We start from the raw sequence: 24241 nt of genomic DNA, 5'->3' as shown, positions 1-24241 counted from the left end.
GATGCTGAAGAAACTGCTGATTGTTCTGCTAATTGCGGTTCTGGCTACAAGTACTGCCTATTTGCTCCTGCTTTTGAATGTGAAGGAAGGGGCCTCAACCGATAGGATTGCTATCAATGGTATTGTAAAGCTTACAGTGCAGAACTGGGGAGCTTTGAAAGGGAATGAATATGGTAATACCCCTTATGATTTCGCAATCATTGATGCATCAGGAACCCTTTTGTATCAAACGAAGACTGGAATTGCTGTCACAGTCAATGAGGCGATTAATAATCGTGATACCTTGATCGACATAGTCGTGGATGATCAGCACGTAGGGAAAGTGATTATAAATAATGATTATAACAACGTTTTTTTGAAGTTGAAGCAGCAATTTTCGCTTGTTTTTGCGGCATCCATCGCAATGTTGTTCCTGCTCTGTCTCGTTTTTATTCTATATTTGGATCGAACCATCTTCCGGCCGTTTCGTAAAATGCAGCTATTCGCAAGACATATTGCTAAGGGAGATCTAAATATCCCCCTTGAGATGGATCACAATCATATGTTTGGTGCATTTACCGAGAGTTTTGACATGATGAGAGAAGAATTGGCAGCAGCGCGGCACAACGAATATTTGGCTAACAAGAGCAAGAAGGAGCTAGTCGCCACCCTTAGCCATGATATCAGAACGCCGGTGTCCTCAATCAAGGCCATCACAGAGCTGATGCTCCTTAAGACTACGGATGAGAAGAACAGCCGTCAGTTGAACACGCTCTATTCCAAAGCCGATCAGATTGATCATTTAGTGACGGACATGTTCCACGCCACCATGGAGGAACTGAATGAATTGCAGGTAAATGTAACAGATGAGTTAAGTAGTCTACTGGACGCTGTTATTAGCAATGCCAATTATTATGAACATATTAAGGTTGGAACCATACCGGAGTGCATTATATCTGTAGATTCCTTACGCCTGCAGCAGGTTATCGATAACGTAGTGAATAATTCATTGAAATACGCCAGAACCTCCATCGATATCATCTCTGAGATTAGAGAGGGTTTTCTAGAGGTAGATATTATGGATTATGGACCCGGAGTTCCTGATGAAGAGTTGCCGCTGCTGTTCAATAAGTTTTTTAGGGGAAGTAGGGTTGGAGCCCAGAGCGGTTCGGGACTTGGACTCTATATTTCGCGGTACATGCTGCGGAAGATGCAAGGTGATATGATAGGCATTAACCGTCAGGATGGTTTTACAATGAAACTGTTGATCCCGCTCGCCGGTAAAAGTTAAGAAATCGTTAAGGATCGCACAAAGACACGTTAAGAACATTCGTCGTACGATAGGATTGCAATCGCAAGTATCGGTTGCATCCATTATTAAACTGGCAGAATGGTTGCCGAATAATGAGAATGACGTAAATGGAGTGTTCTTCTATGAATGATTCAAATAAAGAAGTGCTGATGCAAACCAATAAGCTCGGAAAAACCTTCTCGCATGGAGGTGTTCAGCAGCATGTGCTGAAGAATCTGGATATGACTCTTTACAAAGGAGATTTCACTGTCATCATGGGCAGCTCCGGTTCAGGTAAATCCACTCTGCTTTACGCGATTTCCGGTATGGATAAACCGACACTAGGAGATATTTTTTTTGAGGGACAGGAGATCACCGGATTAAGCAATGATCAGCTAGCCATATTTCGGCGGAAAAATTGTGGGTTCGTTTTTCAACAAATCCATCTGCTTGACACTATGAGTGTTCTCGACAATGTGTTATCCAGTGCATATCTGGTGCAAAAGGATAGGACTCAGGCGATCGCAAAGGCCAAGAAGTTACTAAGCGAGGTAGGACTGGATGCATCCCTATGGGGTAAGTTCCCGGCTCAAATCTCAGGGGGAGAGGCCCAGCGTGCAGGAATTGTCCGAGCATTAATTAACAGCCCTAAAGCAGTGTTCGCTGATGAGCCAACGGGAGCACTCAACAGTGCCTCGGGAGCAAGTGTACTTGGTGTCCTAACAGAGGTGAATAAGCGTGGACAGAGCATCATATTAGTGACTCATGATGTAAAAACTGCTTTAAGAGGCAACCGAATTCTCTATCTACGGGATGGCGTTATGGTAGGAGAGCTTCATCTCACCCCGTATAGTGAGGATAGCGGGCCGGAGCGGCAGAAGCAGTTACAATCCTTTTTAGCAGAGTTGGGGTGGTAGGAATGAGCAGCGTTCAGGGTAAACTCGCCTGGTCCAACATCCGTAAAAGAAAAAGCTCCACAGCTACTCTGTCACTTTTGATCCTGCTGGCTGTATTGCTGCTGAATATTGGGTTGTCGGTTACCTTAAAGCTTAATTCCTTTCAGGAAGACAAAATGACTGAGCTGCAAACACCGGATTTGATCTCCTACTTTGCAACTGACGAGCATCTGAAGGAGTATGAATCTCTTATAGAAAGCTATCCGTATACTGACAAATGGGAGAATGAACCCGTACTTCTGCTGTCCGAGGCTAAGATGAAGTACGGACTGAGCGACACATCCTCTACGATTCTGATTCTAAATGTGGATCAGCAAAGGAATATGGCTCCTTTTAAAACAACCGTTCAGCTAGAAAGTATAACTCCAGATATGATTTTTTTGCCGTATATGTTCCACATTAGCGCAGGCTACAATCTTGGTGATAGCTATTCATTTTCCTATGAGAAAAAAGATTATGCCTATAAAATCGGAGGCTTTATTGAGGAGCCGATATTAGGAACCTTTAATAACGGGTCATTAAAGGTGTTTTTGCCGGATAAGGCGTATAAGGAATTAGATGAACAGATTGGAAAAGAGGCCCATTACAATCTTTTATCAGTGAATTTGACCGACAGCACCCAAGTTGAAAAGTTGAGCCAATCGCTGGGAGATCAACTTTCCGCTTCAGGTACCCGTAGTATGTTTTCAGTGATGAGTGCGGAATCTGGCATTACAGGTAATCGTATATTTGTCAGTATTTTGACAGCTGTCCTTATTGCCTTCGCCCTGATTATGGTCGTGATCTCGCTCATAGTCATCCGCTTTCAGGTCTTGGACCATATTGAAGATAATCTGCTTAATATTGGTGTATTAAAGGCGAACGGATATACATCATTGCAGATTATAGGTGCGCTATTACTGCAATTCACCTCCATTTCTTTAGCTGCTGTAATACCGGGGATCGCTGTATCCGCTTTGGTAATGCCATTTGCCGGCAATCTGATTTCCGCTTCTGTAGGTTTGATATGGCCGGCTTCATTTGGAATGTTGAGTGCACTGCTTAGCTTGTCGATCATCATGGGAATGGTTCTACTTATAGTTCATCTTTCAAGTAAGCGGATTCGGACAATCACACCGATTGCGGCTCTGCAGAGTGGAATATTGACTCATAATTTTACAAGAAATCGGATTCCTCTGGAACATTCGCGTCTTAGCCTTCAGTTTGCCTTAAGCTTGAAATCATTAATTAGGCAGACGAAACAGAATATAATGATTGTGATTATTGTAGCGGGACTGACCTTTTCCTGTATTTCCTGCTCCATCCTCAATTTTAACTTCTCTGGAGATACCAAAGCTATTCTAAGACTTGTAGGTTTAGAGCAGAGCAGCTTGATGCTAATATTGAAAAGCGGTATGGTGAAGCCGGATTTGATTGCTGAAGTGGAAAGCATGGAGGGGGTTAAGAAGACGTCTCTGCTCGATAGCAAGGTCGCTTCCATTCAGGATACCAGCTTTTTGCTAAAAGTTTCGGATGATTTTGACAAGATGGAGACTCAGACTGTTTATAAAGGCAGGCAGCCAAAGTATGAGAACGAAATCGCCATTTCGGGGATTATTTCAAAGCTAGTAGGTAAAAATATCGGTGACGAGGTTATGATTACCACTAATAATGTTACTGAAAGCTACCTGATATCAGGACTGAGCCAACAGATCAATCAGCTTGGAATGGTGGCAACAATGACCGAAGAGGGTGTGAAAAGGATGGTCCCTGATTTCGCACCTAGTTCGCTCAACGTATATATGAAAGAAGGGGCAGATCTAAATGCATTTATTCAGGAGCTAGAGAAGAGGTTTCCTGGACAATGGGATGTAACGAACATTCAAGAAATGCTGGAAAGTACGCTCAGCACCTTCAGTTCAGCCGTATCTTCCATGACAGCAGTTATTACGGTGGTGACGATGATTGTGGTCAGTTTGATTCTATACCTGGTAATCAAAACCTTAATTCTAAAGCGGAAAAAAGAATTCGGCATTCTCAAGGGAATGGGTTATACCACCTTCAATTTGATGACTCAGATTACGTTCAGTCTTCTGCCTGTTATAACTGTTGGGGTAATGGCAGGAAGTTTGCTTGGATACTTTTACTCGGATACGGTGTTTGTACTTCTGCTTTCCAGTCTAGGTATTTATAATATTGAGCTTGCTGTCAGCTTACCTCAGGTACTGCTGTTGTGTGTTGCGATCATCGTGGTTGCTTATGTGGTTTCTATGTTTGTAGCCCGCCGAATAAAGAAGATTAGTGTTTACGGCCTAATTATGGATTAAAAGCAAACCCGATTGACGACACTTTTTCTAAAAGGTGCTAGTCTTCGGGTTTTTCTATAAGCTGGTTGTATGCCCATAGATGGCTCGATTTGCTGTTTTCTACAGTTTGGGAAGTTACAAGGCAGCAAGGTCATGGTAAACTAGTAGAAGAAAAAAGGATAGAGGGGCGTTGTCTGTTGCGCAAATATTTAGAATTACTTCAGGATGTACTGGATCACGGCACTGCAAAAAGCGACCGTACAGGAACAGGTACAATATCCGTGTTCGGCCGCCAGCTAAGGTTTGACCTGGCTAAGGGTTTTCCGCTCATGACAACCAAGCGTATTCATCTGAAATCAGTTATTCACGAGTTGTTATGGTTCCTGAAGGGTGAGACCAATACTGCTTATCTCAAGGCTAACGGTGTTTCCATTTGGGATGAATGGGCCGATGAGAACGGGGAGCTTGGACCGGTATATGGTTCACAGTGGCGGGCTTGGGAAAGCGCAGATGGACGCCATATTGATCAAATCTCGAATGTGATTGAATCCATTAAAAATAACCCCGATTCACGCCGACATATCGTCAGTGCTTGGAATGTGGGTGAAATTGAGAATATGAAGCTGCCGCCTTGTCACTTTGTATTTCAATTTTATGTAGCGGACGGCAAGCTATCCTGCATGTTAACAATGCGTTCGGTAGATACCTTTTTGGGGCTACCCTTCAATATTGCCAGCTATGCCCTCCTAACTCATATGGTTGCTCAGCAAACAGGACTTGAGGTAGGTGAGTTTGTATGGTCTGGCGGAGATGTGCACATTTATACAAATCATCTGGAACAGGTAGCTACTCAGTTGAGCAGAGAGCCGTACGAGTTGCCAAAGCTGAATATTATTAGAAAACCTGATAGTATTTTTGACTATACATTTGATGACTTTGAATTCGCAGATTATGTTTATCATCCGGGAATCAAGGCGCCGGTGGCGATTTAATAAGTCTAAATAATGTGCATTCGTTAAGGATAATGGAAAGGAAGGTGTTGTATGAGCATTAGTCTGATTTGGGCCATGGGCTCGAATGGTGTGATTGGCAAGGACAATGACATGCCTTGGCATCTCCCAAGGGATTTTGCTTTCTTCAAAGCGGAGACGCTGGGCAAAAGAATGCTATTGGGTCGCAAAACCTGGGACTCACTCGGAGGTAAACCGCTGAAAGACAGAACTAGTCTGGTCATGACCCGGGATACCAGCTTTAACCCTGAGGGTGCCGAGGTTGTACACACGGTAGAGGAAGCTCTGAACGAAGGACGAAAAACGGATGAATTGATGGTTATCGGGGGTTCGGAGATTTACCGAATGATGCTGCCTTACGCGGACAAGCTGATCGTTACACGGATTGATGAGGATTTTGAAGGGGACACCTATTTTCCGAATGTTGACTGGAGTCTTTGGAAAGAAGTTTCCAATACCAAGGGGATTCGTGACGATAAAAATCCGTATGATTACCATTTTCTTGTATATGAACGTACGGATTAGAGAATAAAACGCTTTTTCTAACACAACGTGTGAAATAGTACAAATAATCAGCAAATTAATCCATTACTGTGCAAAAGTGATGAATGCTACTATAATTAAAATTAGAAGTATGTGTCGCCATACAACAGAATGTACAGGACAACACTTGCGTTATTCATGATCTAACAAATATCGCAACAGGTTACAATGTACTATAAACTAACGTGAAGAGAACGGATGGGGGAAGCGTAAATATGTCTACACCAACAGGGTTTATGGAGTATAAACGTCAGCTCCCGGGTGACCGCGAGCCTGAACAACGGGTTAAGGATTGGGAAGAGTTCCATCATCATTTGTCTGAAGAAGAGCTTCGTACGCAAGGTGCTCGCTGTATGGATTGCGGAACACCGTACTGCCACACTGGTATTGATATGGATGGAGGAACCTCCGGGTGTCCGGTACACAATCTGATTCCTGAATGGAATAACTTGGTATACCGTGGATTATGGAAAGAAGCTCTTGAGCGCTTGCATAAGACGAATAACTTCCCTGAGTTTACGGGTAGTATTTGCCCGGCACCTTGTGAAGGTTCTTGTACTGTAGGTTTAATTGGTCAGCCCGTTACCATTAAGACTATCGAGCTGGCAATTATTGATAAAGGTTTTGAAGAAGGCTGGGTTGTCCCTAACCCTCCTGAGAAGCGTACCGGGAAAACGGTTGCCATCGTAGGCTCCGGTCCCGCTGGTCTGGCGGCTGCCGCACAATTAAATAAAGCTGGACATACCGTAACTGTGTTTGAACGCAGTGACCGCATCGGCGGATTGTTGACCTACGGAATTCCAACAATGAAGCTGGACAAGCGAGTAGTTCAGCGCCGAGTAGATTTACTGGCTGCGGAAGGTGTTAATTTTGTAGTGAACACAGAGATCGGTAAGGATATACTTGCACAACAATTAGTGGATGAATATGATGCTGTTGTTCTGTGTGGTGGAGCTACTAAAGCACGCCGCTTTAATATTGAAGGCAGTGAGCTTAAAGGTGTAATGTACGCCATGGATTACCTGAACGGAACCATCAAAAGTTATTTGAACTCCAATCTCGAAGATGGCAATTATGTATCCGCTGGGGATAAGGATGTCATTGTTTTGGGCGGCGGCGATACAGGTTCTGACTGTGTGGCAACAGCACTGCGCCATGGCTGCAACAGTATTACCCAGTTTGGTACACATGACAAAGCACCTATTGAGCGTGATCCTATCGCAAACCCTTGGCCGCAATTCCCGAACGTGTATACACTTGATTATGCACAGCAGGAAGCCAAAGCGCTGTTCGGCGATGATCCTCGTGAGTTCTCCATCATGACGACTAAATTCGTTGGTGATGAAGAAGGTAACCTGAAAGAGCTTCATACGGTGCAAATCCACCGGATGGTGGATGAGACAGGTCGTAAAATTTATCAGCCGGTTCCGGGTACTGAAGCAATTTACCCTGCACAACTGGCATTGATTGCTATAGGTTTTGACGGACCTGAGCAGGATATTATTGAAGAGCTGAACTTGGCTACAGATCGCCGTACTAATGTGAAAGCCCGTTATGGCAAGTTCAATACTAACGTGGACAAAGTATTTGCTGCCGGTGATATGCGCCGTGGGCAGAGCCTCGTGGTATGGGCAATTAACGAAGGTCGCGAAGCAGCCCGTGAAGTGGATAAATTCCTGATGGGCTCTACGGTACTTGTATAAATAATACGAATGACATAATAACAACCGTCATCACAGCGAATTTGTTGTGGTGACGGTTGTTTTGTTGCATATAAGTGTGTCGGCTTGACGTAATCGTTATAATCAGGTAAATTATAAAACATCTGGATAAGACAAAAGCTTTGACCATGGATTTACAGTCCTAGTCTCGTTAGAACAGAGAGGGAATTCACTGGCTGAAAGGTTCCCCGTACGAATGAATTGTATCCTGCCACTGGTAGCTGCAGCGATAGAAGTTAAATTCGCTGCCGGAAACGGCCGTTATCCGTATTGAGGACTGCCTAGGCTCTAATATAGGTGGTTAAATAAGGGTGGTATCACGACACATTCGTCCCTGGCGAATGTGTCTTTTTGTGTTTTTTAGGCTTAAAAGCTCTTAATAATTAGGGGGTTATCCTTATGAGACAAAGTAAGCTGTTATTATCAACACTGCGAGAAGCACCATCTGAAGCGGAGACTATGAGCCATCAACTGCTGCTTCGGGCAGGTTTTATACGACAGTTGGCCGCAGGAATATATACATATTTGCCTCTAGGAAGACGAGTTCTTCATAAAATTGAGAACATCGTGCGGGAAGAGATGGATGTAACAGGTGCCCAAGAGGTATTAATGCCTTCGATGCAGCCTGCAGAGCTGTGGAAAGAATCCGAGCGTTATGACCTTTACGGTAAGGAGCTGATGAAGCTGCAGGACCGGCATGAGCGGGATTTTGTAATGGGCCCAACACACGAAGAAGTTGTGACTACACTCGTTCGTAACGAGATCAGCACTTATCGGAGGCTTCCCCTTACCGTATATCAGATTCAAACCAAATTCCGTGACGAACGCCGTCCGCGCTCAGGCTTGCTGCGGGGCCGGGAGTTTTTGATGAAAGATGCTTACTCGTTTGATACGGGCTATGATGTTCTAGACCAATCGTATTGGAACATGTTCAATGCATATCATCGGATCTTCAGTCGCTGTGCCCTACAATTTCGAGCAGTCCATGCAGACTCTGGCACCATAGGCGGGGAAGGCGGCAGCCATGAATTTATGGCTCTGGCGGATATTGGAGAGGATACCATTGCTGCGTGTTCTGCCTGTGACTATGCAGCCAACTTGGAACAGGCTGAAGTGCGCATGGAAGAAGCTACATTAGATCGAGAAATCAATGCACAAGCTATAGAAAAGTTTCATACACCAGGGATCCGCACGATTGACCAACTGGTGCAAACGTTGGATATTATGCCGGAGCATATTATTAAAACACTCATCTATCAGGGTGATGGTAAACTGCTTGCAGTTTTGGTAAGAGGGGATCATGAGGTAAATGAAATTAAGGTAAGAAAGCATATTGGGGCTGCTGAGATCAGTCTGGCAGACCCTGAAAGTGTGCAGAATGTGGCTGGGGTAGAGAGCGGGTTTGTGGGTCCAATCGGGCTTGACATAACCGTACTGGTAGATTCGGCAGTTGCTGAAATGGCACTGGGTATCGCTGGTGCAGGAGAGTCAGATTATCATGTGCGAAATGTTGTTCCCGGCAGAGACTTTCCATTAACTACTGTTGGCGACTTCCGTAATGTTACAGAAGGAGAAGCTTGCCCGCACTGTGGAGAAGGAACGCTTCAATTTCATCTGGGGATTGAGATTGGACATGTATTTAAGCTTGGAACCCGATATAGTAAGAAGCTTGGAGCCACCTATCTAGATACAACGGGACGGAACCAGCACATGATCATGGGTTGTTATGGCATCGGGATTTCAAGAATGCTTGCTGCTATTGTAGAACAAAATTACGATGAGCATGGCATCATTTGGCCAGCGGCTGTTGCTCCTTATCAGGTCCATATTTTACTTATGTCAGGCAAAGATAATGATCAGGTGGAGCTGGCCGAAGCCCTCTATAAGCAGCTTAACCAGTTGGGAATTGAGACGCTGTTAGATGAGCGGGACGAGCGCCCGGGTGTCAAATTTAAGGATTCCAGCCTGATCGGGATCCCTGTAGCCATTGTGGTAGGTAAGGATGCTGCAGAAGGACAGGTAGAAATTATCGAACGGAGAACGAACGTTAAAGCAAGCGTTGGAATTGCTGAGGCCATAGCACGTATAAAAGTACAAGCACAACCCTCCTCGCTATAAGCGTTGAGAGTTGTGCTTGTTATGAAGTAACTTAACAGGAGCCGATTAAGTATGACGGTTATGCTTTATGAGGCGGCGAACATGCGGCATTCTTGAGCACAATGAAAGCAAACTCTGCTGCAATGTTGCGATTCCGGATCAGGAAATTTTGCACACTCTTTCCCGCATACATCACACACACATGCGCAGAAGTTGGCAAGTGACTTTGCAAACGGGCTATGTCTCGCTAAATAACAGACCATTGTATCGCAAATGGTAACGCAATCTCTTAAAAGCTGAATCTGCATCACCCGGTTGTGAACATCTGACATGTGAAGCAGATGTGTCACCATTTGTTCGCAGGTTACCGCGCAATTTTGAACAGTCTGTATAAGGCCTGGAGTTGCAACATGACTAGGATTCATTTGATAAGACATAAGATATTAGTACCTCCCAAGAGGTTTATAACAGTAACATATGCCCATGTCTTATGTCCTGTGTTCTTGATCCGATGTAATTTTTATAGATAAGCAAATCCGAACCTTCCAAGGAATACGTTAAAAAAACTAGAGTTGATGGTATAATAGACTACTGGACGTATTTTGGAGTAGAGAACGTAAAGGTAAGGAGCGATTGTTTTTGAAGACACTCATTATTGCGGAAAAACCGGATATGGGGCGGAATATCGCCGCCGCAATAGAACCGAAGGCTAAAAATCACCGTTCCTATTTAGAAGGGGAGCAGTATATTATTACATGGGCTATTGGCCATTTAATTGGACTGGCAGAGCCGGAAGCTTACGATACTAAATACAAGAAATGGAATATCAATGATTTGCCGATTATTCCCGACGCTTTTAAGCTGATACCGAATGCCAGAACTATCGATCAGCTAAAAGTCATAGGTGAGTTAGCCAAGCGCAGTGATTTGTTGGTCAACTCCTGCGATGCCGGACGGGAAGGGCAGCATATTTTTTCACTGATTCAGCGGTATTTGCAACTGGAGCAACCCGTTAAGCGTTTGTGGATTTCTGATCTGACGCCGGAGACCATTCGTAAAGGTTTTGAGGAGCTGAAGGACGGTTCGGAATACGAGAATCTGACCAAAGCAGCCAAAGCACGAAGTGAAGCCGACTGGCTGATCGGAATGAACGGTTCCCGTGCTTTTACAACCAAACATAATGTGCTGTTGTCTGTGGGCAGAGTGCAGACCCCGGTGCTTGCTCTGATCTATGACCGCCAGAAGATTATCGAAGCCTTCTCGTCGCTCAAGTTCTTTGAAGTGGAAGGCCATTTTACACAGAGTGAGACCACCTATAAGGGCATGTGGCAGGGTGACCGGCTAACCGATGGCGACAAAGCTGAAGCTATATCTGCGAAAGTAAAAGGAAAACCTGGAAGAATAGACTCCTATGAGGTTAAGGATACGAAGGAGTATCCAACCAAGTTATATGATTTGACACTTTTGCAGCGGGAAGCCAATGGTAAATATGCTTTTTCAGCAAAAAAAACCTTGGACATCGCACAAGCGTTATATGAAAAGCACAAAGTGATCTCGTATCCGCGGACGAATTCAAACTATGTTACAGAGCAAAATATTCCTGAAATGCATAAAACACTTTCTGCGCTTCAAGGCACTGCATACGACGAGTGGGTAAAGGGTGCGAACCGAAATCTGGTGCATAAAGGGAACAAGTTTATCTGTAATCCCTCTAAGGTAGAGGATCACCATGCGATTTTGCCTACATATCGGAAAGCCTCGGGTTTAAGTACGGATGAGCAGAAGCTGTATGATCTGATCGTACGTCGCTTTTTGTCTCAGTTCTATCCGGCTGCAGAGTATAAGGTCCATACAGTAATTACTGAGGTCGAGGACGAGAAGTTCAAAACCACGGTTAAAGAATTGCTGAGTCTCGGCTGGAAGGTCGTGTATGCGGATCAGAAGAAGGACAAGTCTAAGCCAGCCAAGGGCAAGTCCAAAGAGGACGAAGAGGAAGAGGAGATTGAGGTTAATGAGCCTTTTTCGATCCTTCCCTCGGAGGAAGTGATTTGCAGTGATGCTATTGTAAAAGAGAAGGACACTCAACCTCCAAAACACTTTACAGAAGGTACTCTTCTGAAAGCGATGGAGAGTGCCGGTAAACAGATTGAGGACGAGGAGCTTCGGGATGCGATGAAGGATTCCGGTCTAGGTACCCCGGCAACACGTGCAGCGACGATTGAACGCCTTAAGAACGTGGGTTATATCGAAATGCAGGGTAAAAAAATCGCGCTCACTCAAAAGGGACGAATGGTTATCGAGCTGATTCGCGGGGCAGGTATAGAGCTGTTGACTTCCCCCGAAATGACCGGCCAATGGGAACGCCGCTTGACTGAAATCTCCAGAGGAACGGCATCCGATGGACAGTTTATGGAGAATGTGAAAAAGTTCGCCTCCATGATTGTTCAGAAGGTTCGAGTGCAGTCCCGAGCTGATAAAACCTCCTTTGAGGGCGAGACACCCACGACAAAGACCGGAGGCAAAGGAGGCAGTGCTGCTACCCGTAAAGCTGCGGATAAAACGGCAGCGCCAAGAAAGCGAAAAGCGGAGGGCGAAGCTGGCGGAGCATCACCGAGAGCTGCTACCCAGCAGGGAAGCAGCACCGACTCTTCAGACCAAGGTCCAACCATCATCGGTAATTGTCCCCGTCCCGGCTGTGGTGGAATGATCTTCATGGGCAGAAAAGGTTATGGATGCTCTCATTACAAGGAAGGCTGTAAGTTTGTGATCTGGAAAGAGAATCACGGACGTACGTTGACGGATGCCCAAGTGAAGACCTTAATTTCTAAGGGCCGAACGGGTAAACTCAAGTTTACGAGGGAGGATGGCACAACTCCAATCGAAGCCAAGCTTGTGCTAAAAAGTGCAGATACAGGAGAACTTGAAATCGAAGAGTGATTCCATCTTGTGTTTTTACAAGATCCAATAGAGTTATAAAGATAGCCCACTTCAGGCAGAGTCCTGAGGTGGGCTTTTTAAGTCTATTTGTTAAAAGTTAAAACAAGCAATACGGCAATGTTATTCTTCGATTGTAAACCATGGTCCTGAAGCTTGAATGACATTCCAAAGTTTATCGGGAAGCTCAAGCTCGCTTACTTTAGAAGTCTTAATTGCTATCTCTATTTCAGCTTCTTTTCCATTCTGAACCTTTTCTACCCAGTCTGGGTTCATGACCAACGCATGACCAACCGCTGCTAGGGATATACCCTTATCTATTGTTGTTGCAACATCATCCGGAGTTACCATAGAACCAGCAGCCATAACAGGGATTCTTACGTTTACATGTTCCAAGATTAATTCAACATATGTTTTTTCATCTTGACTATCGACTGGTTTTGAGGAGAGAGTATCAGTCAATGAAGCATGCACATAATCAATATCCGCTTCAATCAGGTGGTCAATCAATGCATAGGTATCCTTCATTCGCAGACCTCCTTCTTCATGTTCGTCAGGAGAAAACCGGTAACCGAAAATAAATGGTTTTGTTGTATGTTTTTTAATGACATTCTTCATTTCCTGAACGACTGCCAGAGGGAAACGCAGGCGGTTTTCAATTGAGCCTCCCCATTGATCCTCACGTCTGTTGAAGAAAGGAGAAAAGAAGTTTTGAAGTAAAAATCCATGCGCACCATGAATTTCAACGCCATCAAACCCTGCCTCAATGGCTCGTCTTGTTGTTTCGCCAAACGCATGAATCACGTCCACTATTTCATTATGTGAAAGTTCTCTTGGCAATAGGGAAGGAGCAAATGCCGTAGCTTCAGTCTCAACAGCGCTGGAACTAACCACATCACCATTTGGAGTTAAAGTCTGTAGTGCTTTGTTACCTGCGTGAAAAATTTGAAGTAATGCAGGAGCTCCTCCACTTGTCGCCGCATCAGCCAATTTTCGCAAACTTGGTATGAACTTATCGTCATAGGCTGCAAATTCATGCGTAAAACCTATTCCGTTTGGTTGGACATGCGTACATCCTGTTATAACTAGGCCAACGCCATTTACTCTTTTTTTGTAATATTTCACTTCTTCATCTGAAATCGTGTAATCGTCATTACTGGCCCAAGTGGTCATAGGTGACATAACGACACGATTTCTAAGGGTGATTCCATTTTTGAATGTGAAGGATTCAAGCAAGTTGGTGTATTTTGGGTGCATTTTCTAACCTCTTTCTAATTTTTCTCAACATTGATACAATGACATCATAAAGTATTCGAGTAACTCGAAGTCAATAACAAGGAGGTTCAACTTTGGATCAGACATTTCATGAACCTAAGTATTCGGTAAAGGATGTATCTGAAATAACTGGCCTTACAAAACATACGATCCGTTACTATGATGACCAACAATTAATACCTTTCGTTTCAAGAGACGCCAGAATAAATCGCTTATTCTCTGACCATGATCTCGATTGGTTGCGAATGGTGCACTCCTTTCGTATTTCAGGATTGCCGATTTCAGAAGTCAAACATTACATTGCTATGTGTTTGCAAGGTGATGAGACGATTCCTGAAAGGGCTGAGCTTATTGCAAAACAAGAAAAAGAACTCGAAGCGAAGATCCGTGAGTACAACCTTCAACTAATGCACATTAAAAAGAAGAAGGCTTACTACGAAAGTGTCTCGACTGGTCAATTGGACGACACCTGGAATCCTGTTAACAATAATCCAGAATGTGGAGAAAAGTACGATATACCGGAACATATCAAATCAGCGCCAAAAGTTCATGTTCGAGCATAGAATATAGTTTAGGGCTTCGAGTACACTCGAAGTCAATTTTTTTTGTGTCATCAATATGAGCGGATGGTAAGAAAAGAATACGAGGAGGAATAACAAGGTGAAAAGGTGGCCTAAAGATACCATAGCGGCGGGTCGTCGTCATACCGTTGGGCTTAAATCTGACGGAACGGTGACGGCTGTGGGTGATAATAAATATGGCCAATGTGATGTAAGCGGCTGGCGCGATATTGTGGCGGTCGCGGCTGGTAATGTTCATATGGCGACGAACACGGGTAATGCTCATACAATCGGGCTTAAATCGGACGGTACGGTGGCGGCTGTAGAATCCATCAATCTAAAACCTTCTATTAGAAGCAATCTAGAATTAATTGCTCGAATAGGAGGTTTTTATCCTGATTTTAAGCGAATCATTTAGAGTTCATTCCCCATTAACCCTTACAAATGAGGATATATGAGTAGAAGTCAGCTAGCAAGGCTTTGAACTAACAGACAGAATAGTTGAATAATCCCTCGAAAGCATGCTGTGGTAAAATATACTAAAAATGGTAGTAATAATCGAAAAACAGCGATTTTCAGTTATTGGTAAAATGGGGAAAGGTTTTTCGTCTGAGGGTTCAATATGGATACCACCATTATGGCAAGAAGCAAATAAAAACTTTGTAGAGATCAGCAATCTTGCAAAGTTAGATGCCGAAGGAAACATTGTTGGGAATTGGGGAGCAATGAGTGATGTCAGTGGGAATTTTGAAAGATGGAAAGAAGAAGGAAAATATTTAGCAGGATGCGAAGTTACAGACAATGCAACTCCTCAAAACAATTATCAAATTGTCGGAGCATTTCAAGAATTTTATAATCCAAGTTTAATAATCAAAAAACAATACTTCACTAAATGAAACTAATGAAATACTGGGAGAGTGACGAGAGATGGACAGTAGAGAAAAGTTTTCGAACCGGGTCGATTCATATTTGAAGTACCGCCCGAGCTATCCGAGAGAGGCTGTTGATTATTTGTATGACTTCGTCGGTTTGCGTTCGAACAGTAAAATAGCAGACATCGGTTCAGGTACAGGGATCTTTTCAAAGCTACTTCTGGAACGCGGAAGCTATGTGATCGCGGTCGAGCCGAATCAGGCAATGCGGGTAGCCGCCGAGCAAATGTTAGAAAGCAATCCGAACTTTCAGACTATATCAGGTTCTGCAGAATCTACAGGATTACCTAATCAGTCGGTTGAGTTTATTGTCTGTGCACAAGCGTTTCACTGGTTTGATCGCTCAGCAGCGCAAACCGAGTTCCGTAGAATTCTACAGCCGGGTGGGAGAGTAATACTAATCTGGAATTCCCGTCTAACAAACGGTACATCATTTCGTGAAGAGTACGATCAACTGCTTTATACATACGGAACCGACTACGAAAAAGTCAATCATAAAAATATTTCTCAGACGATGCTTCTCTCTTTTTTCAAGGAAGGTACGATGAATGAAGTGAGATTCAGAATGAGTCAGGAGTTCGATTTCGAGGGCTTGAGAGGCCGGTTGCTATCATCTTCCTACAGCCCTGTACCCGGGGATCCGAATTACAATCCGATGATGACGGAACTACGAAATCTATTTGATAGGAATAATCAGGATGGTATTGTTCTATTCGATTATGAAACTGAGATATTTTGGGGAGAAGTATAACAGCATGATGGCTCCAACAAGGAATGCCACGGCATCTGCAATGACGAGCGACCAGACCACCCCGTGGAATCCGTTCATTCGATTGGCGATAAACAACACAGGAATCAGAGTCATTCCTTGAATGATTGACATAATAAACGCGGCGGTTCCTTGCGCTGTTGCTTGGAAGATCCCCATAAACAACGTGGTCGTTCCTGAAATGAACAGGGATAAGAACGTCACATGTAGAATGTAGTTGCCCATTTCAATTAATTGCGGGTCATTCGTAAATAAACCAATTAATTGGTCGGAAGTCAGATAGACGATGACACCGAACACGACTGCTAACGCCACAATCGCTTTGATCGTGAATCCAATGGTTTGCTTCATTCGTAATTTATTCGCTGTAAAAGAAAAGGCAATCAACGGGACGACTCCCTCGCATAAGCCCATGATAATAAACTCAGGAAATTGCAATAAACGTGATGAAACTCCGTAAGCCGCTATGGCCTGGTCCCCATATTCGACAAGGAAATGGTTAAAGATAAGAGACATTGCACCCAAGAAGATACTCATAACAAAGACGGGAACTCCGATTTTGAATACATTGCTTAGAATGTCCTTAGTAGCCTTGAACCGCTTTACGGAGACGCTTAAGAATTGGCTCTTATATCCCATATGGAATACGTAGAATGCACTCGCAACCAAGTTAGAAATGACCGTAGCAGATGCAACGCCGATCACGCCCCAATGGAAGACGAAGATGACTAGCGCATCGAGAATAATATTCACGACAACACTGAGAATCATACCGATCATCGACGTGATTGCTGCACCCTCCGAGCGCACGATATTCTCCAGCGTGAAGAATAATACGACAAATGGTGAACCAATTAGCATAACTGTGACATAGTCCTTCGTGAATCCGAAGGAGTCAGACGTTGCCCCCAGGCCATGAACGATTGGATCGATCAACGGGAGGCCCACGGCCATCACGATAAGTCCGAGAGCTAAACTGCTGTAAAAGGCGAAAGAAGACACATGCTTTACATCATCATATTTTTTCTCTCCAAGCAAGCGGGAGATGAACGTACCGCTACCCATGCCAATCAAGTTGCCTAGCGCCATAATGGCCGCGAATAACGGCAAGGTTAGTGCAAGTGCGGTTAACATGAGAGTATTGCCCAGTGTGCCTAGGAAATAGGCATTCAAGATTGAGTATATGACACTCATTGACATGCCTAGCATCATCGGTACAGCGAAGTGTGCTACGGCTTTTGCGACCGGTGCTTTTTCAAAATAATGGAGGTTTTCTGCATCCATGCGGGTCACCACTTTCTTCATTTATTTGGGTCTTCAAATTACCTGGACTTCTATCGTCTAACAGTGTTAGATTGAACCTTACAGTGTTAGATGATATCATGTAACTATGAACCTGTAAAGCATAAACTTACACTGTTAGATAAAAGGGCGGATAATGATGAAAAAGCAGCAGCCTCAGATTTCGGAGGATAAGATTTTGGAAACCTCGTGGGAGCTTCTTGGAGAGGGGGGCATCGAGAAATTCAGCATGAGACGCTTGGCCGATAGGATAGGTATTCAGGCTCCTTCTCTGTACTGGTACTTTAAGAGCAAACAAAATCTCTACCAGCGTCTGGCCAACCAGGTATCAAAAATTATCTTGGAGGAGTTCCACTCTGAGGGGGATTGGAAGGAACAGCTGATGGGGCTTGCGGTAACGGTACGGAGCGTCCTCAGCCGATATCCCTGCTCCACACAACTCATGATGATGACGCTGCCCCACGAACCGGACATCATCCGGTTCACCAACCGTATGCTGCTCTGCGTCGAATCGACGCCGCTTGAGCAAGAGCAGAAGATGCAAGTGGTTACTACACTTGTGAACTATGTCTTCTACTTCGTTCTAGATGATTATCAGCATGAGCGCAATGTCTCCGCTATCCATAAGGACCAGGAAGCGCTTCCGGGTGAGGAGATGATTCGACTTCTGGACTCCATGAGCGACACGGATGTGGGACTGTTTCGGAGGATGTTTACGAACGGGCTGTTCGAGTTGATGGGGACCGACAGGGCTTTTGAGTTTGGCCTGAAGCTGATTCTGTTGGGGATTGAGCAGGTGATAAAGGAGGAGGAGAAGTAGTATGTAAAAACCGCTCATCCGGTTATCAGATGGGCGGTTTCAATGATAATAGCATTATATTTAACAGGAGGCACACAAGATGAATATAAGAATTGATCAGAAAAATGCTTCAAAGGTAGCCATTATAGAAAGTTCCGAGATTAAACATATTCATGATAGCCATAAAATTGTTATTCGAAAGTCTAACATTACGGAGGAATTTTTTGAATTAAAGACAAGATTAGCGGGTGATATTCTACAGAAATACGTGAACTATCATACTAAGTTGGCTATTCTGGGTAATTTCGAAGTGTATAATAGTAAGAGTCTTAAAGATTTTATTTACGAATGCAACAAAGGGGAGCAGGTTTTCTTTCTTGAAGATGAACAGTCAGCTATTCAAGTTCTACACTCGTTACACTAACGGATACTATAGTTTTCTTGCTTTGATTACAAAAGTTACAGGAAGCATCTTTGCTTTTTTTGCAAAATCATCGTTATCGTCCCGCGATTGCATCATTTCATCATCAGATTGCTCAATCATTTGCTCAATTACAAATCCCGCTTTTGAGAGCGCGTTCACATAGGTTGATAGTTTACGGTCTGATAATGTTAGCGTACCTTCATCAAGGGATACCGAATACCAAGATTCATCAAAATAACTTTTTTTAAAAGCAAGCATATCATTTTCTGCAACAACACATTTGTGTATAGGATGAGACCAACTGAAAATAAATACACCGTCTTTTTTTAGGTAAGAAGCGATCCGGCGAAAAGTACCCTCAAGGTCGGTAGTCCATCCTATGGCATAAATCGAATAAACAAAGTCAAAATAATCCTCCGGTATACCACATTCTTCTTCCATGGGAGAACAGATCAATGTTGCGGAAAGACCGCATGAAGTCAAAAGTTGCTTTGTCTTTTCGATTTGTTTTTCTGATATATCTGTACCCCAGAGTTCAGATGCTTTGTGTTCCCCTACATATTGCAAGGATTGACCACTTCCACAGCCTATTTCCAGCATCTTTTTTCCTGAGATATCACCAAAAAGTTGGCATTTTTCTTCTGAGACAAATGCTCCATAGAGAGGAAGAGCGGTTGCTCCTAAGACTTCATTTCCTTTTGTATCCCAAAAGATGCTGTTTGTTTTATGTATAGAATTCTTATCCATGTCGGCTGAGATGGCGACGCCAACCTCGCCAGCACCTATAATGTTTGTTCTATAAACAGAATTCTTGTCCATTCCGGTACCATCCCCCAATATAATTATATGAGCCTAAACGTATATCACGACTGCGCGTAACCCCAATAACACATATCAAACACGAACACTCTGCGCTATTGATCCCTTAATAATGTACCATTTTCCTATGATCAAATGCACCTAAAATCTTCCATCCTGCATCCATATGATCTCGCGGATATGACCGACCTATCCTGTGGCAATGGTAACGGCCTGCATTATGATATCAGTAAAGCACACCTATCGACCATGCTGAATTGGGTTCGATTAGAGTAATATTAGTTATTATTTGACACAAAGGGGAAATAAAAATGAACATTGTTTTTGCAAATGAGTCAGACTATGAATACATAAGAGCCCACGACTTTCATATTTCAGAGAGCCTCATACTCACAAAAATAAAGGAAAATGAAATATATATACTGCGGAACCAAGATGAAAGTAATGTCGGATGGATGAGATTTGGTTACTTTTGGGATAACATCCCTTTTATGAACATGATTTGGGTAGATGAACAATTTCGAGGCAAGGGTACAGGTGGAAAAATTGTCCTCTTCTGGGAGGAACAAATGAAACAAAAGGGTTTCAAAATGGCTATGACATCCACTCAGGCTGATGAAGGAGCCCAACATTTTTACAGAAAACTAGGCTATAAAGATGCAGGGTGCTTACTGCTTGATACACAACCATTGGAAATACTGCTAACCAAGAAGTTAAGCGAAAGGACAGGATAGCATAAAAAGAAGACTGCTAATGCAATCTGCTTTTTTCATTGAACTAACAGGAAGGCTAGTATAGAGAATTATGCCAACGTTTTGTTGCAAATACAACAAAAATAATGTACTATTTTTTTACTGCGTTTGAAAAATAAAATAGTAGTGGAGTTGCAATTATGAAGGAAATTTTACGTGAGGTTGGAATGATTGCCAGGGCTTTAGATTCTGTAAGTAATATAGAATTTAAAAAATATGATCTTACAAAAGGACAGTATCTATATCTCGTGCGAATATGTGAAAATCCAGGAATTATTCAAGAAAAGTTGGCTGAAATGATAAAGGTAGACCGAACAACAGCTGCTCGTGCTATAAAAAAACTAGAGATTAATGGATTTATAGAAAAGAATGATGATCAATATAACCAGAAAATTAAAAAACTATTTCCTACAGAGAAAGGGATGACTGTTTACCCTTTTATAAAAAGAGAAAACGATTATTCTAATAGGGTCGCACTATCTGGATTCTCCGAGAATGAAGTAGAAACCATTTTTAACCTGCTGCAAAGAGTCAGAAAAAATGTAGAAAAAGACTGGGAGTTTGTGAAAAAGGGAAACAAGAGAAATTATTGATTTATTAAATGGAGGACAAATAAAATGACTATAAATATAAAAAAGTGCACATTTGAAGATCTAGAATTACTTCAAGAAATTAAGCCTACTTGGAAAAAGCATTTAATTTACAACAATTAGAAAAAGAATTATCAAATACCTCTTCGGAATTCTATTTTATTTATTCATATTCGGAAATTGCTGGGTATTTAAAGCTAAACGCTAATGAAGTTCAAACTGAAATAATGGATAATGATTCGCTTGAAATCGAGAGGATTTATATAAAGAAAAAATTTCATAAACAGGGGCTTGGTAAATATCTAATACATAAAGCTATAGAAATAGCGATAGAACGGAATAAAGAGAAGATCTGGCTAGGGGTTTGGGAAAAAAACGAAAGCGCAATTACCTTTTATAAAAAAATGGACTTTGTTCAAACAGGAGCCCACTCTTTTTATATGGGTGATGAAGAACAAATAGATTTTATAATGACCAAAACACTCATATAACATTTTCTCTTAATTGAAAGGATGTTTTTATTATGTTTACAGGCTTATCTGCATTTCCTCTAACTCCAATGAATGAGTCCGGGATAGATGAAAAGGCTTTTATACGACTGCTCAAACGTTTAACCTCAGCAAGAGTAGATTCGATCGGTGTTTTAGGATCGACTTGAAGTTATGTTTATCTCAATCGGGAAGAACGCCTGCGTGTTATTCAGCTCGCAATTGAGCACGCCGAGGGGATTCCTGTAATGATTGGAATTAGTGCTTTGCGTACTCGCGATGTGCTCCATTTAGCAGAAGATGCCCAAAAAGCAGGAGCAAATGGTGTTCTTCTAGCACCTGTTTCATATCAGCAATTAACTGAGGATGAGGTATTTTCACTATATGAAACGGTAACAAATTCTCTTACCGTACCTTTGTGTGTATATGATAATCCAAGTACCACTCACTTTCGATTCAGTAATGAATTGCATGGAAAAATCGCAAGGTTACAAAATGTTCGTTCGATTAAGATCCCCGGGGTTCCAGAGGATTTGGTTTCAGCTAAGGAAAGAGTGGAACAGTTGCGTGCGAATATTCCGTCTGATGTCACTATAGGGGTTAGTGGCGACGCGTATGCTGCAGCTGGCTTAAATGCAGGATTCGATGCTTGGTACTCAGTACTTGGTGGGTTGTATCCAGATATATGTATAAAAATAACGCGTTCTGCTCTTTCTGGGCGTTCTGTCGAAGCTGAAAGTCTATCCGCCCGACTTGATCCTCTTTGGGAGATGTTTCAAAAGTATGGTAGTCTGCGCGTAGTTGCTGCCGTAGCGGAAATACAGGGGTTGATTGACAGTCCGAGTCTACCGCTACCCTTGCAAAGATTAAATGAGACAGCTCGTCTAGCTCTATCAAAAATGCTTACCCATATAGGGCTTGTTATTTAACTAACGGGGAAGTATAGCTCAATCAAGACACGATGGCAGCCGGCCAGACGATCGGCTGCCTTTTCATAACGCTAACGCCAGCTTAATAAAACAGCAGAAGGATCCGCCTTGGCGGGTCCTTTGTCTTGAAAATCAAAAGCATAAGGAGATCGTCCAAGTGTTCACAATCTGTCTCATGTAAAAAAATAAAACTGGTTAATGAGATATTTTGGAATTATCAATCGTGTTGAATGTAGGAGGCGAAAAAATGGAATGCAATTCTTTATTAAGTACGGATAAAGAATTGGCTGAACTATATCAACGGCGTGCAGATCTAGTCTACAGACTTTGCTTTATATACTTGAAAAATCCCGTTGATGTTGAAGACGCTGTTCAATCTGTATTTCTAAAACTAATTAAATCTCCAATGCCTTTTAATGACCACGAGCATGAAAAAGCATGGCTGATGGTAACCACTCGAAATTACTGTAAAGACATTCTTAAAAATTGGTGGACAACCCGTCGTGTGGCATTAGACGCTTTGCCAGAAGTTGTTTCTTGGAATGGTGATCAACCATCCGGCAAGGTGGTTACAAAACTGCTTTCACTTCCCGAAAAATACAAAACTGTTTTATATCTATACTATTTTGAGGAGTACACGGTAAAAGAAATAGCAGAGATGTTAGGACGCAAAGAAAGCACGATCCAAACGCAACTATTCAGAGGCCGCAAACGCCTCAAGATGGATTTGGGAGGGGATTATATTGAGTAACAAAAATATTAATCAGATTTTTGAAGCTCTTACTCCAAGAACTGAACAAAAAGAAAAAATGTTTCAAAACATTTTAATGCAAAGCCAGGTTGAGCATAAAAGGCAAAGAAGATTTCCTCCTGTGAAACTTGTAAGATATGCCGTACTGGCTGCCGTACTAATGGCTTCTTTAACCACAACGGCTTTTGCAGCGGTATATATGGGATTAGATGAAGCATTTATAAAATTTCTTAAACCGTCAAATAACTATCAGGCTGCATATTTGTCCAATGGCGCTTATGTAGTGGACAAAACTATGAAAAATGAGTATGGATCGCTAACCATTAAGCAAGTGATCGGCGACAGCAATCTAACCTATATTTTAATGGACTTTACTGCCCCAGAAGGCACTGTTCTAAATGCGGAGCGATACCGTTTTCATACCATGATTACGACAAATCAAAGCAGTAACAGTACAGGATTTGAGGTGCTCGACGATGAAAATCCTAATGACCATAAAATAAGCTTGGTCATGAATATAATGACTGACAGTTCCTTAGCAGGTCAAACTGTTGATTTGAAACTCTATGATTTACAAGCTGCAGATCCGTTTCCTGGCATTTTTGAAACCATCATTCCGGGTTCATGGGAAACCGCTTTAAAGCTAGATTTCAAGGAGTACTCGACCCTTTATCAGATCGATCAAACCGTTAAGCTGTTTGGTTATACGGCAATTTTAAAAACGATCTCTGTCTCGCCAATTTCAATTACTTTGAAGATTGATAGCGGATCATTAAAGGAGATTAACAAAGCCGCCGGCAGATTAAAGGAGGTTGGTCCAAATGAATATTTAGATAACTTCCCTATCAAGATAAACTATAAAGAAGGGACCTCAGAAACGACCAGCATTTTTTCCGGATTAGCTGTAAGCGATTTTTTGAGTAACCAACTGCTTACAATTAAAACGTTTGAAAATATTATAAATGATAAGGAAATCGCGTCTTTCGTATTCTTTGACAAAGAAATTCCGATGAAAAACTGAATCTCTACTACATT

20 protein-coding genes and 3 pseudogenes are annotated in these 24241 nt (G+C 42.7%); 20 read left to right on the top strand and 3 right to left on the bottom strand.

Translation table 11 applies throughout. The features are described 5' to 3' along the window. Window position 1: 1 nt before the first annotated feature. The 8 genes from J2T20_RS15400 (at window position 2) to J2T20_RS15365 (ending at window position 12819) form a co-directional block, all read left to right on the top strand. A complete protein-coding gene (locus J2T20_RS15400) occupies window positions 2–1270 on the top strand; it encodes a HAMP domain-containing sensor histidine kinase (RefSeq protein WP_307589771.1) in 1269 nt (422 codons plus the stop codon). A gap of 143 nt (window positions 1271–1413) precedes the next feature. Further along, the gene (locus J2T20_RS15395) at window positions 1414–2187 is read left to right on the top strand and encodes an ABC transporter ATP-binding protein (protein WP_307589770.1); all 774 of its coding nucleotides are present in this window, start codon (window positions 1414–1416) and stop codon (window positions 2185–2187) included. A gap of 2 nt (window positions 2188–2189) precedes the next feature. Then, window positions 2190–4532, top strand: a complete 2343-nt coding sequence (locus tag J2T20_RS15390) for an ABC transporter permease (RefSeq protein ID WP_307589768.1) — start codon at window positions 2190–2192, stop codon at window positions 4530–4532. Window positions 4533–4708: 176 nt separating this feature from the next. Beyond that, on the top strand, window positions 4709–5503 hold the full coding sequence (gene thyA, locus J2T20_RS15385) for a thymidylate synthase (RefSeq protein WP_307589765.1): 795 nt from the start codon (window positions 4709–4711) through the stop codon (window positions 5501–5503). A gap of 51 nt (window positions 5504–5554) precedes the next feature. Beyond that, the gene (locus J2T20_RS15380) at window positions 5555–6046 is read left to right on the top strand and encodes a dihydrofolate reductase (RefSeq protein WP_307589764.1); all 492 of its coding nucleotides are present in this window, start codon (window positions 5555–5557) and stop codon (window positions 6044–6046) included. Between the two features lie 233 nt (window positions 6047–6279). Then, on the top strand, window positions 6280–7767 hold the full coding sequence (locus J2T20_RS15375; RefSeq protein ID WP_307589762.1) for a glutamate synthase subunit beta: 1488 nt from the start codon (window positions 6280–6282) through the stop codon (window positions 7765–7767). A 417-nt stretch (window positions 7768–8184) separates the two neighbouring features. After that, on the top strand, window positions 8185–9903 hold the full coding sequence (locus J2T20_RS15370; protein WP_307589761.1) for a proline--tRNA ligase: 1719 nt from the start codon (window positions 8185–8187) through the stop codon (window positions 9901–9903). A gap of 618 nt (window positions 9904–10521) precedes the next feature. Continuing rightward, complete coding sequence (locus J2T20_RS15365) at window positions 10522–12819, top strand: type IA DNA topoisomerase (RefSeq protein ID WP_307589759.1); 2298 nt, start codon at window positions 10522–10524, stop codon at window positions 12817–12819. Window positions 12820–12939: 120 nt separating this feature from the next. Here J2T20_RS15365 and J2T20_RS15360 read toward each other — a convergent pair whose 3' ends face one another. Further along, the gene (locus J2T20_RS15360) at window positions 12940–14073 is read right to left on the bottom strand and encodes an NADH-dependent flavin oxidoreductase (RefSeq protein ID WP_307589757.1); all 1134 of its coding nucleotides are present in this window, start codon (window positions 14071–14073) and stop codon (window positions 12940–12942) included. 92 nt (window positions 14074–14165) lie between these two features. On the opposite strand from J2T20_RS15360, the gene J2T20_RS15355 reads away from it, so the two are divergent. The 4 genes and pseudogenes from J2T20_RS15355 (at window position 14166) to J2T20_RS15340 (ending at window position 16334) form a co-directional block, all read left to right on the top strand. Further along, window positions 14166–14654, top strand: a complete 489-nt coding sequence (locus J2T20_RS15355) for a MerR family transcriptional regulator (protein WP_307589755.1) — start codon at window positions 14166–14168, stop codon at window positions 14652–14654. Window positions 14655–14751: 97 nt separating this feature from the next. Beyond that, window positions 14752–14976: pseudogene (locus J2T20_RS15350) on the top strand (chromosome condensation regulator); the annotation flags it as partial. A gap of 220 nt (window positions 14977–15196) precedes the next feature. Then, the gene (locus J2T20_RS15345; protein WP_307589753.1) at window positions 15197–15547 is read left to right on the top strand and encodes a hypothetical protein; all 351 of its coding nucleotides are present in this window, start codon (window positions 15197–15199) and stop codon (window positions 15545–15547) included. A 31-nt stretch (window positions 15548–15578) separates the two neighbouring features. Next, the gene (locus J2T20_RS15340; RefSeq protein WP_307589752.1) at window positions 15579–16334 is read left to right on the top strand and encodes a class I SAM-dependent methyltransferase; all 756 of its coding nucleotides are present in this window, start codon (window positions 15579–15581) and stop codon (window positions 16332–16334) included. On the opposite strand, the gene J2T20_RS15335 is transcribed toward J2T20_RS15340, so the two are convergent. Then, window positions 16293–17636, bottom strand: a complete 1344-nt coding sequence (locus tag J2T20_RS15335) for an MATE family efflux transporter (RefSeq protein ID WP_307589852.1) — start codon at window positions 17634–17636, stop codon at window positions 16293–16295. The two genes, J2T20_RS15340 and J2T20_RS15335, sit on opposite strands and share 42 nt — an antisense overlap. A gap of 157 nt (window positions 17637–17793) precedes the next feature. On the opposite strand from J2T20_RS15335, the gene J2T20_RS15330 reads away from it, so the two are divergent. Next, window positions 17794–18474 (top strand): TetR/AcrR family transcriptional regulator, encoded by a 681-nt coding sequence (locus J2T20_RS15330; RefSeq protein WP_307589851.1) that lies wholly within the window; start codon window positions 17794–17796, stop codon window positions 18472–18474. Between the two features lie 79 nt (window positions 18475–18553). Continuing rightward, entirely contained in the window at window positions 18554–18877 is a 324-nt protein-coding gene (locus J2T20_RS15325) for a DUF4180 domain-containing protein (RefSeq protein WP_307589750.1), read from the top strand. Window positions 18878–18883: 6 nt separating this feature from the next. Here the strand turns inward: J2T20_RS15325 and J2T20_RS15320 are convergent, their stop codons facing one another. Beyond that, a complete protein-coding gene (locus J2T20_RS15320; RefSeq protein WP_307589748.1) occupies window positions 18884–19696 on the bottom strand; it encodes a class I SAM-dependent methyltransferase in 813 nt (270 codons plus the stop codon). A 311-nt stretch (window positions 19697–20007) separates the two neighbouring features. On the opposite strand from J2T20_RS15320, the gene J2T20_RS15315 reads away from it, so the two are divergent. The 6 genes and pseudogenes from J2T20_RS15315 to J2T20_RS15290 all read left to right on the top strand — a co-directional run bounded on the left by J2T20_RS15315 (window position 20008) and on the right by J2T20_RS15290 (window position 24227). Then, window positions 20008–20430 (top strand): GNAT family N-acetyltransferase, encoded by a 423-nt coding sequence (locus J2T20_RS15315; protein ID WP_307589747.1) that lies wholly within the window; start codon window positions 20008–20010, stop codon window positions 20428–20430. A gap of 158 nt (window positions 20431–20588) precedes the next feature. Further along, a complete protein-coding gene (locus J2T20_RS15310) occupies window positions 20589–21041 on the top strand; it encodes a MarR family winged helix-turn-helix transcriptional regulator (RefSeq protein ID WP_307589745.1) in 453 nt (150 codons plus the stop codon). Between the two features lie 24 nt (window positions 21042–21065). After that, window positions 21066–21529, top strand: a pseudogene (locus J2T20_RS15305) (GNAT family N-acetyltransferase). 32 nt (window positions 21530–21561) lie between these two features. Then, a pseudogene (locus J2T20_RS15300) lies at window positions 21562–22455 on the top strand (dihydrodipicolinate synthase family protein). Window positions 22456–22702: 247 nt separating this feature from the next. After that, the gene (locus J2T20_RS15295) at window positions 22703–23206 is read left to right on the top strand and encodes an RNA polymerase sigma factor (protein ID WP_307589743.1); all 504 of its coding nucleotides are present in this window, start codon (window positions 22703–22705) and stop codon (window positions 23204–23206) included. Continuing rightward, window positions 23199–24227 (top strand): hypothetical protein, encoded by a 1029-nt coding sequence (locus tag J2T20_RS15290; protein WP_307589742.1) that lies wholly within the window; start codon window positions 23199–23201, stop codon window positions 24225–24227. Before J2T20_RS15295 ends, J2T20_RS15290 begins: the two co-directional genes overlap by 8 nt. Window positions 24228–24241 lie beyond the last annotated feature (14 nt).

This window comes from Paenibacillus wynnii, assembly GCF_030812855.1.
Classification (GTDB): Bacteria; Bacillota; Bacilli; order Paenibacillales; family Paenibacillaceae; genus Paenibacillus_AQ; species Paenibacillus_AQ wynnii_A.
The sequence above is the reverse complement of the archived record's forward strand: the minus strand, read 5'-3'. Positions and strand labels throughout refer to the sequence as shown.

Coding starts and splice junctions, on each gene's coding strand:
- J2T20_RS15345 (WP_307589753.1), top strand. CDS start 15,197: ATGGTAGTAATAATCGAAAAACAGCGATTTTCAGTTATTGGTAAAATG.
- J2T20_RS15315 (WP_307589747.1), top strand. CDS start 20,008: ATGAACATTGTTTTTGCAAATGAGTCAGACTATGAATACATAAGAGCC.
- J2T20_RS15330 (WP_307589851.1), top strand. CDS start 17,794: ATGAAAAAGCAGCAGCCTCAGATTTCGGAGGATAAGATTTTGGAAACC.
- J2T20_RS15340 (WP_307589752.1), top strand. CDS start 15,579: ATGGACAGTAGAGAAAAGTTTTCGAACCGGGTCGATTCATATTTGAAG.
- J2T20_RS15390 (WP_307589768.1), top strand. CDS start 2,190: ATGAGCAGCGTTCAGGGTAAACTCGCCTGGTCCAACATCCGTAAAAGA.
- J2T20_RS15335 (WP_307589852.1), bottom strand. CDS start 17,636: ATGGATGCAGAAAACCTCCATTATTTTGAAAAAGCACCGGTCGCAAAA.
- J2T20_RS15380 (WP_307589764.1), top strand. CDS start 5,555: ATGAGCATTAGTCTGATTTGGGCCATGGGCTCGAATGGTGTGATTGGC.
- J2T20_RS15360 (WP_307589757.1), bottom strand. CDS start 14,073: ATGCACCCAAAATACACCAACTTGCTTGAATCCTTCACATTCAAAAAT.
- J2T20_RS15400 (WP_307589771.1), top strand. CDS start 2: ATGCTGAAGAAACTGCTGATTGTTCTGCTAATTGCGGTTCTGGCTACA.
- J2T20_RS15375 (WP_307589762.1), top strand. CDS start 6,280: ATGTCTACACCAACAGGGTTTATGGAGTATAAACGTCAGCTCCCGGGT.
- J2T20_RS15325 (WP_307589750.1), top strand. CDS start 18,554: ATGAATATAAGAATTGATCAGAAAAATGCTTCAAAGGTAGCCATTATA.
- J2T20_RS15395 (WP_307589770.1), top strand. CDS start 1,414: ATGAATGATTCAAATAAAGAAGTGCTGATGCAAACCAATAAGCTCGGA.
- J2T20_RS15295 (WP_307589743.1), top strand. CDS start 22,703: ATGGAATGCAATTCTTTATTAAGTACGGATAAAGAATTGGCTGAACTA.
- J2T20_RS15320 (WP_307589748.1), bottom strand. CDS start 19,696: ATGGACAAGAATTCTGTTTATAGAACAAACATTATAGGTGCTGGCGAG.
- J2T20_RS15370 (WP_307589761.1), top strand. CDS start 8,185: ATGAGACAAAGTAAGCTGTTATTATCAACACTGCGAGAAGCACCATCT.
- J2T20_RS15310 (WP_307589745.1), top strand. CDS start 20,589: ATGAAGGAAATTTTACGTGAGGTTGGAATGATTGCCAGGGCTTTAGAT.